General features: G+C 67.5%; 11 protein-coding genes and 1 pseudogene. 9 read left to right on the top strand and 3 right to left on the bottom strand.

Annotated elements, in window-relative coordinates; translation table 11 throughout:
• Positions 1–24: 24 nt before the first annotated feature.
• The gene (hemL, locus tag EPD80_RS08575) at positions 25–1,317 is read right to left on the bottom strand and encodes a glutamate-1-semialdehyde 2,1-aminomutase (protein WP_142811094.1); all 1,293 of its coding nucleotides are present in this window, start codon (positions 1,315–1,317) and stop codon (positions 25–27) included.
• Positions 1,314–1,976 (bottom strand): thiamine phosphate synthase, encoded by a 663-nt coding sequence (gene thiE, locus EPD80_RS08580; protein WP_142811160.1) that lies wholly within the window; start codon positions 1,974–1,976, stop codon positions 1,314–1,316. The genes hemL and thiE overlap by 4 nt, the downstream gene beginning before the upstream one ends.
• Positions 1,977–2,038: 62 nt before the next feature.
• Here thiE and EPD80_RS08585 point away from each other — a divergent pair, with 62 nt between their 5' ends.
• The 9 genes and pseudogenes from EPD80_RS08585 (at position 2,039) to EPD80_RS08625 (ending at position 15,637) form a co-directional block, all read left to right on the top strand.
• Positions 2,039–2,452: a response regulator gene (locus tag EPD80_RS08585; protein ID WP_142811096.1), complete on the top strand. Its 414-nt coding sequence runs from the start codon at positions 2,039–2,041 to the stop codon at positions 2,450–2,452.
• A 4-nt stretch (positions 2,453–2,456) separates the two neighbouring features.
• On the top strand, positions 2,457–2,822 hold the full coding sequence (locus tag EPD80_RS08590; RefSeq protein WP_142811098.1) for a response regulator: 366 nt from the start codon (positions 2,457–2,459) through the stop codon (positions 2,820–2,822).
• 6 nt (positions 2,823–2,828) lie between these two features.
• Complete coding sequence (locus EPD80_RS08595; RefSeq protein ID WP_142811100.1) at positions 2,829–3,347, top strand: chemotaxis protein CheW; 519 nt, start codon at positions 2,829–2,831, stop codon at positions 3,345–3,347.
• 1,108 nt (positions 3,348–4,455) lie between these two features.
• A pseudogene (locus EPD80_RS11620) lies at positions 4,456–5,106 on the top strand (methyl-accepting chemotaxis protein); the annotation flags it as partial.
• 18 nt (positions 5,107–5,124) lie between these two features.
• Entirely contained in the window at positions 5,125–10,077 is a 4,953-nt protein-coding gene (locus tag EPD80_RS08605) for an Hpt domain-containing protein (protein WP_142811104.1), read from the top strand.
• 3 nt (positions 10,078–10,080) lie between these two features.
• Positions 10,081–11,904: an ABCB family ABC transporter ATP-binding protein/permease gene (locus EPD80_RS08610; RefSeq protein ID WP_142811106.1), complete on the top strand. Its 1,824-nt coding sequence runs from the start codon at positions 10,081–10,083 to the stop codon at positions 11,902–11,904.
• A gap of 90 nt (positions 11,905–11,994) precedes the next feature.
• Positions 11,995–12,972 carry an asparaginase domain-containing protein gene (locus EPD80_RS08615; protein ID WP_185957750.1) on the top strand — a complete coding sequence of 326 codons (978 nt, stop codon included), beginning with the start codon at positions 11,995–11,997 and terminating at the stop codon, positions 12,970–12,972.
• Positions 12,969–13,970 (top strand): glucokinase, encoded by a 1,002-nt coding sequence (locus EPD80_RS08620; protein ID WP_185957751.1) that lies wholly within the window; start codon positions 12,969–12,971, stop codon positions 13,968–13,970. Before EPD80_RS08615 ends, EPD80_RS08620 begins: the two co-directional genes overlap by 4 nt.
• Positions 13,967–15,637: an ABC transporter ATP-binding protein/permease gene (locus EPD80_RS08625; RefSeq protein WP_142811113.1), complete on the top strand. Its 1,671-nt coding sequence runs from the start codon at positions 13,967–13,969 to the stop codon at positions 15,635–15,637. Before EPD80_RS08620 ends, EPD80_RS08625 begins: the two co-directional genes overlap by 4 nt.
• On the opposite strand, the gene EPD80_RS08630 is transcribed toward EPD80_RS08625, so the two are convergent.
• Positions 15,630–16,721, bottom strand: coding sequence for a glycoside hydrolase family 5 protein (locus EPD80_RS08630; RefSeq protein WP_142811115.1), 1,092 nt, complete (start codon positions 16,719–16,721; stop codon positions 15,630–15,632). The two genes, EPD80_RS08625 and EPD80_RS08630, sit on opposite strands and share 8 nt — an antisense overlap.
• Between the last annotated feature and the right edge of the window lie 63 nt (positions 16,722–16,784).

The following is a 16,784-nucleotide window of genomic DNA, read 5'->3' on the forward strand; positions in this document are numbered from 1 at the left end:
GCCGCCATGCAGCCGCGCAGCAGGTTATTCGAGGTGTCCAAGCGTGGCGAACGCCCGACGAGCCGCCTCCACCGTGGCGTCGATCTCGGCTTCGGTATGCGCCGCCGAGACGAAGCCCGCCTCGAAGGCGGAGGGCGCGAAATGGTGCCCCGCCGCCAGCATGGCGTGGAAGAAGCGCTTGAAGCGCTCGACGTCGCAAGTCATCACTTCGGCGTAGGAACTCGGCACCCTGGGCGCGAAATAGAGGCCGAACATGCCGCCGAGCGAATCGGCAGCGAAGGGCACGCCCGCCTCTTCGGCCGCACGCTGCAATCCCGACACCAAACGCGCGGTGAGCGCCTCGAGCCGCTCGTAGAAACCAGGTTCCGAAACGAGCTCGAGCGACGCCAGCCCGGCGGCCACCGCCACGGGCGAACCGGAGAGCGTGCCCGCCTGATACACCGCCCCGAGCGGAGCGACGCATTCCATGATCTCGCGCCGTCCGCCGAAAGCGGCCACCGGCATGCCGCCGCCGATCACCTTGCCCAGCGTGGTGAGGTCGGGCCGGATGCCAGTGCGCCCCTGCATCCCCTGCAGCCCCACGCGGAACCCCGTCATCACTTCGTCGAAGATGAGCACTGAACCGTGGCGGTCGCACAGCGCGCGCAGCCCTTCGAGGAAGCCGGGGCGCGGCTTGACGAGGTTCATGTTGCCCGCGGCCGGCTCGACGATGACCGCGGCGATCTCGTCGCCGCACTCGGCAAAGGCCGCCTCCACGGCTGCAAGCTCGTTGTAGGGCAGCACCAGGGTATCGCGCGCCGCCCCTTCGGGCACGCCGGCCGAACTGGGATGCCCGAAGGTGAGGGCGCCGGAGCCCGCCTTGACGAGCAGCGCGTCGGCATGCCCGTGATAACACCCTTCGAACTTGACGATACGGGCTCGCCCCGTGTAGCCGCGCGCCAGACGAATGGCGCTCATCGTGGCCTCGGTGCCCGAGCTCACCAGCCGCACCATTTCGAGCGAAGGCAGAAGCGCCGTGAGCCGCTCGGCCATCTCCACCTCCAGCGCCGTGGGGGCGCCGAAGGAGAGGCCGTCGGCGGCCGCCCGCTGCACCGCCTCGACGATCTTCGGATGCGCGTGCCCGGCGATCGCCGGCCCCCAAGCGCCGACGTAGTCGATGTAGCGCGTCCCGTTTTCGTCCCAGAGATAGGCGCCTTGCGCGCGGCGAATGAAGCGCGGCGTGCCGCCCACCGAGCGAAACGCCCGCACCGGCGAATTGACCCCGCCCGGAATCACGCGCCGGGCCCGTTCGAACCACGCCTCGTTGCGATCCGTCATCGTTTCTTCCCTTCCGTGCCGAAAACGCGATTGTGCCACGCCGCCCAGGCGAGCGCCCGCTCGACCGGATCGGGCGCGGCGAAGAGATCCGAGATCACGGCGAGCCAATCCGCCCCGGCCGCGACGAGCTCGTCGGCGCGCTCGAGGGTGATGCCGCCGATCACGGCGATGGGCACCGCCAGCTCGGCACGGGCGCGGCGCAGCAGCTCGAGCGAGGCGCATTGCGCCTGGGGTTTGGTCGGGGAAGGATACATCGCGCCGAAGGCGACGTAGCTCGCCCCTTCCGCGATCGCTGCCCTCGCCCGTTCGAGATCGGCGTAGCAGCTCGCCCCGATGAGCGCGCCGGGTCCGAGCCGCTCCCGCGCCCGTACGATCGAACCGTCTTCACGCCCCAGATGCACGCCCGCCTCGAACCGGGCGGCGAGTTCGACGTCGTCGTTCACGACGAGCGCCGCCCCGGCAGCCCGCACCAGCGGCGCGATGCCCTCGATCTGGCGCGCTCGGCCAACGTCATCGAGCGCCTTGTTGCGGTATTGCACCAACACCGGCCCGGCGAGCAGCGCCGTGCGCAACCGCGCAAGGAGAACGTCGTCGTCGGGTTCGTCGGGGGTGATCAGATACAGGCCGCGTCCGGGCAGCCGAGAAAAACGCGTTTGCATTGGATGCATGGTATCATGGATCATCGCCGCCACGGCCTGCATGCCAAGCACGGGGATCCGACGTGAACACCGAACGCAAACCACGCATCCTGGTGGTCGACGACAGCAATACCATCCGCCGCAGCGCGGAAATCTTTCTCGGCCAGGCAGGCCATACGATCGTGCTGGCCGAGGACGGTTTCTCGGCACTCGCCAAGGTCGTCGATTTCATGCCGGACATCATCTTCGTCGACGTAATGATGCCCCGTCTCGACGGCTATCAGACCTGCGCCCTCATCAAGCAAAATCCCAAATTCCGCCACATCCCCGTGATCATGCTGACTTCGAAAGACGGCGTCTTCGACCGGGCGCGCGGGCAGCTCGTAGGCTCGGACGAATACCTCACCAAGCCCTTCACCAAGAACGAGCTGCTCGAGGCGATCGCCCGGCACTGGCCGCCCAAGTCCGAAGCGCACGCTTCAGTGCAAGGAGAGTGATTCCATGCCCATCCGCCGCATTCTCGTCGTCGACGACTCCCCCACCGAGCGACTCGCGCTCACCGAGCTCCTCACCCATGAAGGCTACCAGGTCATCACTGCCGAGAACGGCGATCAGGCCCTGGCGCTGGCCCGTACCGAATCGCCCGATCTCGTGCTGATGGACGTCGTCATGCCCGGCATCAATGGCTATCAGGCCACGCGCCAGCTGCAGCGCGACGCAGCCACCAAGCACATCCCCGTGATCATCTGCACCACCAAGGGCCAAGAAGCGGACCGGGTCTGGGGCTTGAGACAGGGCGCCGTGGCCTATCTCGTCAAACCCCTCGACGAAGCGGCACTGCTTGCCGCCATCCGCAGCATGGGCTAACCATCCATGGCCCGGCGGATTTCCCTTCGTGACTTCCAGCAGCAGCTCGCCGAGCGGCTACGCGAAGCTTCCGTAAGCCGCTTCGAACACTGGTTGGTACTCCGTGCTGGAGGGCGGCGCCTGCTCCTGCCACTCACCAACGCGACGGCCATCGCCGGCGAATTCTCGCTCGCCCCCATTCCCCATGCACCGGGGGGCTATCGTGGTCTGGCCAACGTACGCGGCAATCTCGTCGGCGTCGTCGATCTCGGCTGGCTGGAGAATGGCACCGAAACCACGCTGGGCAAGCAGTCCCTGCTGCTCGTTCTGGCACCCCGCCTCATCGAAAACACCGCCCTGCTACTCGAGGAAACGGCCGGTCTGCGCCCAATGAACGCATTCACCCCCGTCGACAACGAATCCGGTATCCACCCCTGGCACGCGCGCGCCTACCACAGCGCCGACGATCCCGAACCCTGGTTCCTGATCGACACGGCGCGTCTGGTGGCGGATCCTCTGTTCTTTGGCATCACCTCGCCGGGGTGAACCCCCGGCGCACCCTGACACCCGACACGTATCCGAGCAACGAGGAATCATCATGGCGTTCAGTCTCTTCAAGAGCCAAGCTCCTGCTGGTAGCGCATCCGATGAACACACCGACGCCCCCCCTCGGCTCTCGCCAGACGCTCTGCGGCGCCGTCTGATCCTCCTGGCGAGCGTATTGATCGTGATGGTCGCAGCCATTGGCTGGCTCGTCGTCTCGGTCAACCAGGCCGGGCTCGCCGTCGAAGAGCGTATCGCCGCGATCGAACGGGTCAAGGACGCCGCCCATGCGCTCGGACGCACCCTACCCTGGACCCTGCGCGGCGAGGCCGAAGCGTTCACCGCCCTGCGGCAAAACCGCCGCACCCTCGACGAATCCCTTTCCGTCCTGGTCACGAAAGCCGCCGAACATCCCCAGACCGCCGAACTGCAAACCCGTTGGCGACTGATACAGCCTCTTTTGCAACGATTCCTCGACGCCGAACCCTCGCTGCGCGCCTTTCGCGAGTCTGCGCCCGAAGCACAGGAGCTCACCGAGAGTGCATTCAAGCTGCTCGGAGAAATCGACCGCCTCATCGCCGACGCCAACGAGCTACGCGACGCCGTCCAGATCGCCGGCGAGACCGCCATTTCCACGCGTTACCTCTTCATCGTGCTCGCTGCGATCGCCATCGCTGGCGTCTTCGTTTCGTTGAGCAAAACCTACTTGGATGACGCCCGCGCCCGCGAGCTCGAAACCGAGCGCCAGCGCCAACGGCTCGAGGAAGAAAACACCCGCACGCAGCAGGCCATCGTGCAACTGCTCAACGAGATCTCGGACCTGGCCGACGGCGACCTCACCATCCGCGCCACCGTTTCCGAAGACATCACCGGGGCGATCGCCGACTCGGTGAACTACGCCATCGAAGAACTCGGCTCGCTCGTGCGCCGCATCAACGACACGGCAGAACGCATCACCGACTCCACCGAAGAAGCGCGCCGCATCTCCGGGGAACTGCTCGAGGCGGCTCAAACCCAAGCCGACAAAATCGAGGAAGCCGACGCCATCGTCCAAGACGTGGCCAACGCCCTGCGCGAGACGGCCGCTTCGGCCGAAGAAGCTGCAGGTACTGCCGGCCGCTCGCTCGACGCCTCCGCCAAAGGGACCGAGGCGGTCAACGAAACCATCCAGGGCATGAACCGCATCCGCGACCAGATCCAGGAAACCGCCAAGCGCATCAAACGACTGGGCGAATCCTCACAGGAGATCGGCGAGATCGTGGAGCTCATCTCCGACATCACCGACCAGACCAACGTGCTCGCGCTCAACGCCGCCATCCAGGCTGCCGCCGCGGGCGAAGCCGGGCGCGGGTTCACCGTCGTGGCCGAGGAAGTGCAGCGGCTGGCCGAACGCTCGGCCGAAGCCACCAAGCAGATCGCCGCGATCGTCAAGACCATCCAAACCGATACCCAGGATGCGGTCGGCTCGATGGAAGCCGCCACGCGCGAGGTCGTCGCCGGAACGGCCCTGTCCGATTCGGCCGGCGCCGCACTGGAAGAAATCTCGCGCGCTGCCAAGGAAACCGCCACCCGCATCACCCGGATCGCCCACGACATCCAGGCTCAGGCCGAACGAGGCGCCCAGGTCTCCGCGCTCATGCGCGAGATCCTCGCCATCACCCAGCAGACCCGCGAAGGAACGGAGCGCACCGTCCAGTCCATCGAATCCCTGGGTGAACTCGCCGCCGATCTGCGCGGTTCGGTCGCCGGTTTCCGCGTCTGATCGCCCGAGACGAAGGCCATGGTGCATCGCCCAGCCCCCGAGCCTCTATCCTGGATCGCCCCCGAAGTCGAACGCGCCCTTGCAGGGGCGCGCTTGGCCTTTGAGCGGACCCGCGCACACTACGACCCACACTACGACCCCGAAACACTACGGCAAACGGCATCGTCGCTGCACGAGACCCGGGGCGTGCTCATCGTCGCCGGCCTCGAGGGCTTCGCCCAGTACCTCGACATGCTGGGGCGGGCCATGGAGAAAGTCTCCACTCGTCCCGATCCCGACCCGGAAGCGATGGATCGATTGCAGCGCGCCGCGATCGCCGCCGAAAATTATTTCCTCGAGCTCATTCATTCCGGCAAAGACCAACCCTTGCGGCTGGGTCGGTACTACCTCGAGCTCGCGGCACTCGCCGGAGAACCTAGCGCCGCGGCGAGCGACCTCTTCCAATTCGAAGTCTCGACCCAACCTCGACCGCAACCCGTCGTCTCCGACGAAGGGCGCATCCGCGCCGCCTTGCTGCGCCGCTTCGAAAAGGGTTTGGTCGGCTGGTTCAAACCGGCAGACGAGCGCGAGGCCATCGCGGCCCTCACGCCCATACGCGAGGCGCTCGCCGGCTTCCTCAAGCTGGATGCCGGCCGTCCGCTGGAGCCGCTGTGGCTGGCCGCCCTTGCCTACGCCGACGCGCTGCGTGAAGCTCGCCTGCCGCGCGACGAGGTCTCCAAACGCATCCTGCACGATCTGCATCGTACGATGCGCCACGCCGGCGAATTCTCCCAGCCCCCGCGCCGGCTCTTGCAAGCGCTCACTTATCCCGTCGCCCGGCTCGAGCCCCGCAGCCGGGCGCAGCGGTTGTTGCACGAACACTGGCGGCTCGCCGAAGCGTTGGAAGACCAAGATCTTCCTCTGGCCGAAATCCCTTTTCGCGCCCAGCTCGACACCCTGGCCGAGGGGATCGACCGGCTGATCGAACACTGGGAGCGGCTCACCCAGGCGTCGAGTCCGCCGCTTGGGGCATTCAGCCAAGAACTCGACGCCTTGCGCCGACTCGCCCAACCCTTGGGCCGGGCAAGCATCGATCGGGCCATCGAGGCGCTCGCCGCGCTCGTACAGTGGATGGAAGAGCAACCCGACGAATCCCTCGCCGCTCAGGCCCAGTTGGAGCTCGCCCGCACGCTCCTCATCCTTTCGGCCTACTGCCGCGCCGCCCATTGGGACGAACGCACCGAGCGTCGCCTCCAAACCCAGATCGAGCGCTTGCGCGCCTTCGTCGAGGGCCGTCCTCTCCCCGAATTCGAGACCCAGGCCACCGAAGCCGACAGCCGCAGCATCGGCAAAGAACTCTCGCGCCTCCTGGCCGAAGCGGAATCCCTGCTCGACCGCTACTATCGCGATCCGACCGAGCTCCTCGACAAGGCCCACGTCAACCGCCTGCTCGCGGAGGCACGCGCCACTTTGCTACTCATCGGCGCCGACGAAGAGGCCAAGGCGCTCGCCCAACTGCCCCCGTTGGTCGAGCGTTTGGCCGAACAGGGCGTCCTCGAAGACTCCGAGCAGCGCCAGCTCGTCGAGACGCTCGCCTATCTCCATACCCGAACCGAAGCCTTGGCGCGTGGTGAATCCCTCGAGGAATCCGCGGCATCCGTTCCCCAGGCCACCGCCGTTCCCCTGCAAGAACTCTTCGCCGAGGAAGGAGGAGCGCTGGGTACCGACTTGTTGCTCGAAGAAGAGTCCTCCACCGAGGAAGCGTCGATACTCGCTCCGGAACACGCTCCGTCCCCTCTTCCCGAGCAAGCGATCGAGCCCATCCCCGCGCCACCCAGCGAAGAACAAAAAGAAGCGGCGGCCGAGGACGATCTGCTCGACATCTTCCTCGAAGAGGCCCGCGAAGTCCTCGCCACCCTGGAGTGCCGCATCCCGGAGCTACGAGAACGACCGGACGATGTCGACGCGCTCACGGAAGTGCGTCGCAGCATCCACACGCTCAAGGGCAGTGGCCGCATGGTCGGCCTTACCGAGCTCGGCGAATGTGCCTGGGCTCTGGAGCAGACCCTCAACGCTTGGCTACAGCGCCAATGGCCGGCCACCCCGGTGCTGTTGCAGCTACTCCAGCAGGCGCATCTCCTCCTCGCCGACTGGGTGGAAGCGATCGCCGCCGGCCGGCTCGAGCCCCCCGAGACGGTCCCGGCACTCATGGCCGAAGCCGAACGGTTGCGTACCCTCGAAAGCCCAGAAGCCACCCCTCCGGCCGAAACCTCACCCCCAGCCGAGCCCCCCAAGCACGTCATCGGGAATCGCATCGTCTCGCGCGCCGTGTTCGACGCCTTCCGTCAGGAAGCGCACGAGCGACTCGCCGCCTTGCGCCATTACCTCGACGAGGAGCCCGCTCCGCCGCCCGATGAGCCCATCATCCGGCACGTCCACACACTGGCGGGCATCTCGGCCACTGCCAAGGTTTTCGAAATGCACGAGCTGGGTCGGGCACTCGAGTTCGCGCTCGAACGACTCGCCAAGATGCAGCGAGCCCCTGAAACGCCAGAGCGCGACATTCTGCGTAGCGCTACCGAGTGGCTCGCCTCCGCGCTCGAACGCGTCGAAGCGAGTCAACTTCCCGGCTCGCCCCACGATCTTTTGCCCGCCATCGAAGCCGTTGGCGCCCCTCCTCAGGCGGCCCAACCGTCTGCTCCGGCGGTCGAGACAGAAGCCTCCCCTCCTGCCGGAGTTCCCGCATCGCCCCCAGAGCCCCCCTCCGCCGAAGACGTCGCCCAAGAAATCGACCAGCAGCTCCTACCGATCTTCCTGGACGAAGGCGAAGCGCTCTTCGAGAGCCTTTTCGAGCAGATCAATCGTTGGGACGAGACGAGCGACGAGAAAAACGTCGCCGCCATCGCCCGCACCCTACACACCCTCAAGGGCAGCGCCCGCATGGCTGGTGCCCTGGAGCTTGGCGAGCGCATCCACCGCCTAGAACAAGAACTCAAGGAAGTCGAACTCGCCGCGGCACGCGAGCTCGCCCGCAGCGGCATCGAAGACGCCTATGCGCTCTTCCGCCGCCTCGCCGTGCCGCATACGCCGGCGCAGGGAGAAACGCCCACTCCTGCCATGACGGATGCCGAACCGCTACCCGTCACGGCACCGCGCGAAACGGCCGAATCCCCCCACGTCACCTTGCGTGTCCAGGCCGGCACCATCGACCGGCTGGTCAACGATGCCGGCGAGATCGGCATCTTGCGTGCCCGCGCCGAGCAAGATCTCCACGCCCTACGCGCTGCCGTGCTCGAGCTCACCGACGACGTCATCCGTCTGCGCTCCCATCTGCGCGAACTCGAGATCCAGGCCGAAACCCAGATGCAGACGCGCATCCACACGGCCGACGCGACGCACGCCGAGTTCGATCCCCTCGAACTCGACCGCTACACGCGCCTGCAAGAGCTCACGCGCCTGCTCGCCGAAGGCATCGCCGACGTCGCCACCATCCAACAAAGCGCCCTCTCGCACCTAGACCATGCCGAGTCCGCCCTCAACCAGCAAGCGCGGCTCACCCGTGAGGTCCAGCACGAACTGATGCAGATCCGCTCGGCTCCGGTGGCCAGCGTCGCCGCGCGTCTCCACCGGGTCGTGCGCCAGACGGCCAAGGAACTGGGCAAACGCGTCAATCTCGACATCGAGGGGGGGCAAATCACTCTCGACCGGGCGCTACTCGAGCGCATGGTGCCGCTGCTCGAACATCTCCTGCGAAATGCCGTCGCCCACGGGATCGAACTTCCCCAAGAACGGCAGGCTACCGGCAAAGCCGAATTCGGCCAGATCACGCTGGCCGTGCGCAATCTCGGCAGCGAAATCGAATTCTTGGTACAAGACGACGGTCGAGGTCTCGATTACGCCGCCATCCTCGAACGTGCCCGCAGCGCCGGGCTACTCGCCCCCGACGCTCGACCCGACGAAGCCGGCCTCGCTCGGCTCGTCTTCCTCCCTGGGTTCTCCACCGCCGGGGAGGTCAGCCAGATCGCCGGCCGCGGGGTGGGGCTGGACGTCGTCCACAGCGAAATCCAGGCTTTGGGCGGACGTATCGACCTCGTGAGCACCCCCGCCCACGGCACGACCTTCCGCATCCTGCTACCCGCCACCCTGGCGATCACGCAGGCGCTGCTCGTGCGTACCCTCGAGCGCCGCTGGGCGATTCCGGCCAATTTGATCGTTCAAACCGAGCACCTTCCCGCCGAGGCGCTGCGCGCCGCACAGCAGATGGGGCATGTCATTTGGCAAGAAAAAGCCTATCCGCTGCGCTATCTTCCCCATCTGCTCGATCGTCCGAATCAAGTCGAGCCCCTGGAGCGGCGTAACTGGGTGATATTGCTCGCTTCCGGCGAAGAGCGGCTCGCGCTGCACGTCGATGAACTCGCCGGCAGTCAGGAAGTCATCGCCAAACCAGCGGGGCCGCATCTCAAGCGTATCGCCGGCATGCTGGGCGCGACGCTGCTCGCCGATGGGGAAATCACGCTCATCCTCAACCCGGTGGCGCTCGCGCGCACGCCCGCCAAATCGACCGCGGACGAGCTCCCCGATCGGCCGAGCGGCGTTTCCCAGCCCAAACCTTTGGTCCTCGTGGTCGATGATTCGCTCACCGTGCGGCGCATCACGGGGCGGCTCCTCGAGCGGGCGGGTTACGAGGTCGTCCTCGCCAAAGATGGCATGGATGCGCTCGACAAACTCGCTTCGCTGGAGCACTTGCCCGTGGCGATCCTCTCCGACATCGAGATGCCACGCATGGACGGTTTCGAGCTGCTGCGCCAGATCCGGGCCGACGCGCGCACGCGCGACCTCCCGGTGGTGTTCATCACCTCGCGGCTCGCCGAGAAGCACCAGGCACACGCCATGGCGCTGGGGGCCAACGCCTATCTCGGCAAACCCTACGACGAAGACGAGCTCCTGCGCCTGCTGCGCCGCTACCGCGAGGCCGCGGCCAAGCCCGCCTGAGCGATGCGCGGCCATTCCTCGCTCCCGCCGCCGGCCGAGGGCGCCACCCGCCCCCTGCACCTGCGCGAGACGATCGCGCGGCTATGGCCCTACCTGTGGCGTTATCGCTGGCGGGTGCTCGGCGCCTTCGCCGCCCTCATCGCGGCGAAGTTCGCCAACGTCGCGGTGCCGCTCCTCTTCAAGGAGCTGGTCGATTTCCTGTCGCTGCCGCCGCAGGCGCCGCGCTGGGCCTTGCCACCGCTCGCCCTCATCTTCGCCTACGGGCTCGCGCGCTTTGGCACCTCGCTCTTCACCGAGCTGCGCGAACTGCTCTTCGCACGGGTCACCCAGGCCGCGGTGCGCGCGTTGTCGCTCGAAGTCTTCTCCCACCTGCACGCCCTGTCGCTGCGCTTTCACCTCGAACGGCAGACCGGGGCGCTCACCCGCGATCTCGAGCGCGGCACGCGCGCCATCGGCAGCCTCATCAACTTCACGCTCTACTCCATCGCCCCGACGCTGGTAGAGATCACGCTCGTGCTCGTCATCCTCTTCGCGCGCTACGAACCGGCCTTCGGCGCGATCACGCTCGCCACGCTCTTCACCTACGTCGCCTTCACCATCGTCGTCACCAACTGGCGCACCGTGCAGCGCCGCCGGCTCAACAAGATCGACGCGCAGACCCACAGCCGCGCCGTCGATGCGCTGCTCAACTACGAGACGGTGAAGTACTTCGCCAACGAAGCCTATGAACGGCGACGCTACGACCAGGATCTCGAACGCTGGCAGGAAACCGCGATCCGCAACCAGCTCTCGCTCTCCGGGCTCAATCTCGGCCAGGCGGCCATCATCACCGTCGGCGTGGTCGCCATGATGGGGCTCGCCACGGCGCGGGTACAGGCAGGCGTGATGACCTTGGGCGACATCGTGCTCGTCAACGCCTTCCTGCTGCAGCTCTACCTGCCGCTCAACTTCCTCGGCGTGGTCTACCGCGAGCTGCGCCAGGCGCTGGTCGATCTCGAACGACTCTTCGCCCTGCTCGACGAAAAAGAGGAAGTGCGCGACGCCCCCGACGCGATCGAACTCCCCGACGGGCCGCTGGACGTGCGTTTCGAGCGGGTCTCCTTCTACTACGACTCCAGCCGCCCCATCCTGCACGAAGTCGATTTCACCCTGCCCGCCGGGCGTACCGTCGCCGTCGTCGGTTCTTCCGGCGCCGGCAAATCCACGCTGGTGCGACTCCTCTTTCGTTTCTACGACGTCACCGGCGGGGTGGTACGCGTGGGCGGAATCGACGTGCGCCACCTGAAGCAGGAGAGCCTGCGCCGTGCCGTGGGCATCGTGCCGCAAGAGACGGTGCTCTTCCACGACACACTGGGCTACAACATCCGCTACGGCCGGCCCGAGGCGAGCGACGAGGAAGTCTGGGCCGCGATCCGCGCCGCCCGACTCGACGAGCTCGTCGCCCGTCTGCCCGAGGGGCTGGAGACGCGGGTTGGCGAGCGCGGGCTCAAACTCTCCGGCGGCGAAAAGCAGCGCGTGGCGATCGCCCGCGTGCTGCTGAAAAACCCCCGTATCCTGGTACTGGACGAAGCCACGTCCTCGCTCGATTCGGCCACCGAACGGGCCATCCAGGAACAGCTCGAACGCGTCGCCCGAGGGCGCACGACGCTGGTGATCGCGCACCGTCTGTCCACCGTGATGCACGCTGACGAGATCCTGGTGCTCGAGCACGGACGCGTCATCGAGCGCGGACGGCATGCCGAGCTGCTCGAGCGGGGCGGACGCTACGCCGAGCTGTGGCGCCACCAGCAGCGCGAAGAGAACGCACCCTGCACGAGTACCGCCTGAAAGGCGTCGCGACGCGGCATGGTGCGCACCAACCTCCAGCCGGGGCGTCGAGCTGCTAAACTTGAACACCCCATCGCCGCGATCGACCTCATGGCCGCAACCGCTTGCCCGCGTCTGCTTTGGCTCGCCACCGGCGGCACCGTCGCCGCCGCCGGACGGGGCATCGCTTACCGTGCCGGAGCGCTCTCGCCCGAAACCTTGCTCGAAGCGCTCCCCGAAGCAGGCCGGTACGCCGAGATCGAATTCGCCGCCCCATACGCCATCGATTCCAAGGACGCCACGCCGCAGCATTGGCTGAGACTGCACACGGCGATCACGGAAGCGCTCGCGCGTCCCGAATTCGCCGGCCTCGTCGTCTCCCACGGCACCGACACCCTGGAAGAAACGGCCACGCTGCTGGCGCTCACCCTCGCGCCGACCAAGCCCGTGGTACTCACCGGGGCCATGCGCCCGCCTTCCGAAGCCGGGGCCGACGGGCCGCGCAACCTCCTGCACGCGATCCGCCTCGCCGCCGATGCGGACACCCCGCCGGGCGTCTTCCTCGTTTTCGGCGAAGAAATCTTCCCCGCACTGGGGCTACGCAAAGCGCACACGCTCGCGCTCCAGCCGTTTGCCGCCGAACCGCGGGGTGCGCTCGGTACGACCTTCCCCTGGTTGTTGCCGCCGATCGAAGAACGCCCTTCGCCGCTGCCCATCCCCCCCTCATGGCCGAGGGTCGCCCTCCTTGCGGCGACGGCGCTCGATGCGCCCGAGGCCTTGAGGCAGGCCCAAGAAACAGGGGCCGCCGCCGCGGTGTTGCTGCTGCCCGGCCACGGCAGCGTGCCCGAGCGCTGGGAAGCGGCGATCGCCGATGCGACCGCGTCCGGGCTCCTCGTGGTGCGCGCGAGCCGCTGCGGCCAGGGGCCGGTACTCCCGCACCCCGTCGACGAGCGCCTGGGCACCCTCCCCGCCGGCATCCTCTCCGCGCCCGCCGCCCGCGTGGCCGCCGCCCTCTTGGCCTCCTTTGCCGCGCAGGAACGGCAAACCCTGTGGCGCGCACGCTTCTTGCCCTTCGGAGGCGACGTGTGAATGCCGGGAGCGCCCTCCTCTTTCTCGCCGCCGACGTCGGCGGCACGCGCGCGCGTTTCCTCCTCGCACGCTGGCGGGGGTCCGGCGGGGATTCGCCCTGGGAACCGCTGTCCCATCGCGTGTTCGCGGACGATGACTTTCCCCATTTCGAGGCGGCGCTCGATGCCTTTCTCGCCGAATGTCCCCGTGAGGCCGAGCCGAAACTGGCCGTGATCGCGCTCGCCGGCCCCGTGACCGGACGGCGGGCGAGGCTGACCAACCGTCCGTGGACGATCGACGCCGATGCCCTGAGCGCCCGCTACGGCTGGCCCCGCGTGGAACTGATGAACGATTTCGCCGCCCAGGCGTTCGGGCTGGCCACCGCACCGCCCGGGACGCTGCACGTCCTGCAAAAAGGGGAACGCCGACCGGGGCTTGCCGCCGTGCTCGGACCGGGCACGGGGCTGGGCATGGGATTCTTCCTGCGCGAAGGCGAGACCTTGGGCGTTTTCCCCAGCGAAGGCGGACACGCCGATTGCGGAGGATTCGACCCTCCTTTCCTCGCCGCCTGGAGCGCCTGGCTCGCCCGCGAAGGGCGCATCGCTTCCTGGGAAAGCCTGCTCTGCGGTCCCGGCCTGGTGCGGCTTGCCGCCTTTTTCGCCGCCGAGCGCGGCCACAGCGCACCCTGGCCGGATGCGCCGGCCATCGTCGCCGCGGCCAGGGAAGGAGAGCCGCTCGCCCAGACGGCGGTGAATACCTTCGTGCGTGCGCTGGGTGCCTGTGCCGGCGATCTCGCCCTCATCGGCTGGACTGTGGAAGGCGTCTACCTCGTGGGCGCGCTCGCCGCTGCCCTGCGCCCCTGGCTGGATGCGCCGACTTTCCGCGCCGCCTTCGCCGCCAAGGAGCGTCATGCCAGAGTACTCGCCACCCTGCCGATCCTGCTCGCCGAGGATCCCCTGCTGGGTTTGAAGGGCGCTGCCGCCTTCGCCTGTCGCCTGCTCGCCGGAGCTCGGGCATGAGTGCACCGCCCCCCTCCGTCCCCCTGCTGCCCTTCCTCCTGCTGGGCCTGCGCTATTACCGCCGGCCGCGGGCCTGGGGTGGCGCCGCGGTGCTCGTGGCCCTCACCCTCGCCCAGGTCGGCCTGGCGCTATGGACCAACCACTGGCAACGTGCCCTTTTCGACGCCTTGGAGCGCCGCGACCTCGTCGAACTGCCCGCCCTCATCGCCACCTTCCTCACCATCCTGTTGCTGAGCGTGGCCGTCACCGGTATCCACCTCCTCGTCAAACGCGGCTGGCAACTCGGTTGGCGACGCTTTCTCACCGAGCAGCTGCTCGAGAACTGGCTCAGCCGGGGACACCACCACCGCCTGCGCCACCTGCCCGGCGCTCACGACAATCCCGACGCCCGCATCGCCGAAGACGTACGCATCGCCACGGAAGTGTCCGTCGAACTCTTCCACTCGCTGCTCTACTCGCTCGCCTCCATCGTGCTCTTCGTCGACGTACTGTGGGTAGTCGGCGCCGAGCCGCACGCCTCGCCTCCCGGCACCATGGTCTGGCTTGCGCTTGCCTATGCCGGCATCGGCACGATCACCGGGGTGCTGCTGGGCCGGCCGCTCACCCGGGCCACCGACCAGCATCAGTCGCGCGAGGCCGACTTTCGCTACGGGTTGTCGCACATCCGCGACAAGTCGGAAGCGATCGCGCTCGCCCAAGGTGAAGCCTCCGAGCGCCGTCTGACGCGCGAGCGGTTCGAATCGCTGGCGCGAACCTGGTGGAAGCAGTCCCTCGGCTACCTCGGCCTGGTGTCGTTCTCCACCGCCTACGGAACGTTGCTGCCGGTCTTCCCCATCCTGGTGCTCGCGCCGCACTACATCGCCGGCGCGCTCACGCTCGGCATGCTGATGCAGGCGGCACAGGCCTTCGAGCGGCTCACCAACGCGCTCTCCTGGCCCATCCACAGCATGGGCGACATCGCCCGCTGCCGCGCCTCGATCGAACGCGCCGCGGCGCTATACCACGACCTCGGCGAAATCGAGACGATCGAGCGCCTGTGCCTGCCGGGACAGGTCTGCCGTACCGTGGGTCCACCCGGACAAATGGCGATCGAGCGGCTCACTTTGACCCTGCCCAATGGTCACCCGGTGCTGGAAAATTTCTCGCTCACGCTACGCCGCGGCGAAACCGTGCAGCTCGTGGGCGACCCGAACACCGGGATTGCGCTACTCAAGGCCATCGCCGGCGTCTGGTCCTGGGGACAGGGAAACATCATCCTGCCCGACGGTGAGACGCTTTCCTTCGTACCACAGCGGCCTTTCCTGCCCGAAGGACCGCTCATCGCCGCCCTCACCTATCCACGCGATCCGGCGGAAGTCGAGCGGAAGGCCGTCGTCGACATCTTGCAGGCCGTGGGCGCGGATGCGCTCGTTGAGCGGCTCGACGAGCGCGACGACTGGAACCGCACCCTAACCGCGCCGGTGCAGCAGCGGCTGGCGCTTGCCCGCACCCTGCTCGAGCGGCCCGCCTGGGTGTTCTACGAAGCCCCGCCCGATGCCGTGCCCGCACCGGGCAAGTTCGACCCGGTGGCGTTGCTGCGCGAGCGCCTGCCCGAGGCGACACTGGTGATCTTCTGGCCGCATCACCAGCCCTATCCCGGCGTGCAGCGCGTCGTCGCCCTCAATTGAACCGCGCTGGCAGCCAGCCGCGCGCCACCGCCTCGCGCAGGCACCACGCCGGCGTCGTCTCGGTCTTGTAATTCCAGAAGAACCAGCCGCGATAGCGCTCGAAGGTAAGGAGCTGCGCCGCCGCGTAGCCGCGCAGCGCCACCTCTTGCTGAAAGGCGTCCAAGCCTTCGAGGGGGTGCGTCGTCGGCCCGTCGGCCCACAGCGATACCTCCTGCAGCTTGAGCCCGAGGCTCCATTCGCCGCACACCGTCGGCAGGCCCAGCTCGCGCCCGATGGCGTCAGCCTCGGCCCGCAGGTCGACCACGGTCTTGCGCAAGTGCTCGTAGATGTCCGCCTCCAGATCCTCGGGCGTGAAGCACTGGTAGCGGTGCACGTCGAACCAGACGTTCTCGTACGGCGGCGCGTTCATGAAACCGAGATACTCGCGCCAGTCGCGAAAACCGTCGTGGAACATCACGCCGACCGTGGGCGGACAGTGCGCCCGGATCGCCGCGTAGGCGCGTTCGTAGTAGCGCTTCAATATATCCGTGGGCACGTCCCAGCGCGGCTCATTCAATACTTCGAAAGCGAAGAGCGCCGGCTCGGCGCGATAGCGCTCGGCCAGGCGCCCCAGGAGTTCGACCGAATGGTCGATGTACTCCTCCTTGGTGTGCCAGTCGCAGACATCGAGCATCCCGCCGTTGTCGAATCCGTTCTGGCAGCCGGCGGCCGCGTGCAGGTCGAGCACCACCCTGAGCCCGAATTCCTGCGCCCAGCGCAGCGCCCGGTCGAGCACCTCGATGCCGCCGGTGACGAAGGGTTCGCGCCGCGTCCCATAGACCGGATGGTAGGGATAAGGCGGCCCCAGCACCCAGTGACCGAACGGGATGCGCACCGCGTTCAGGCCCCGTTCGGCGATCCAGGCGAAATCCTCCCGCGTGATCCAGCGCGCCCAGTGCGCCCGCAGCCGCGGGGTGGCCTCCTCGCCCAACGCCACGCACCAGGTCGTCTCGTCGGTGGCCTCCACCCCTTCGAAAAGGCTGGGCACCATCCACTTCTCGAGCACCAGCCACGAGCCCAGATTCACCCCCCGCAAGCGTTCCATCGCCCTCTCCCCGGCCGCATCGTGGAGTCATTATAGGCAGCCACGGGCATCTGCTACACTGGG

It is taken from the genome of Tepidiphilus olei (genome assembly GCF_006980705.1).
Classification (GTDB): domain Bacteria; phylum Pseudomonadota; class Gammaproteobacteria; order Burkholderiales; family Rhodocyclaceae; genus Tepidiphilus; species Tepidiphilus olei.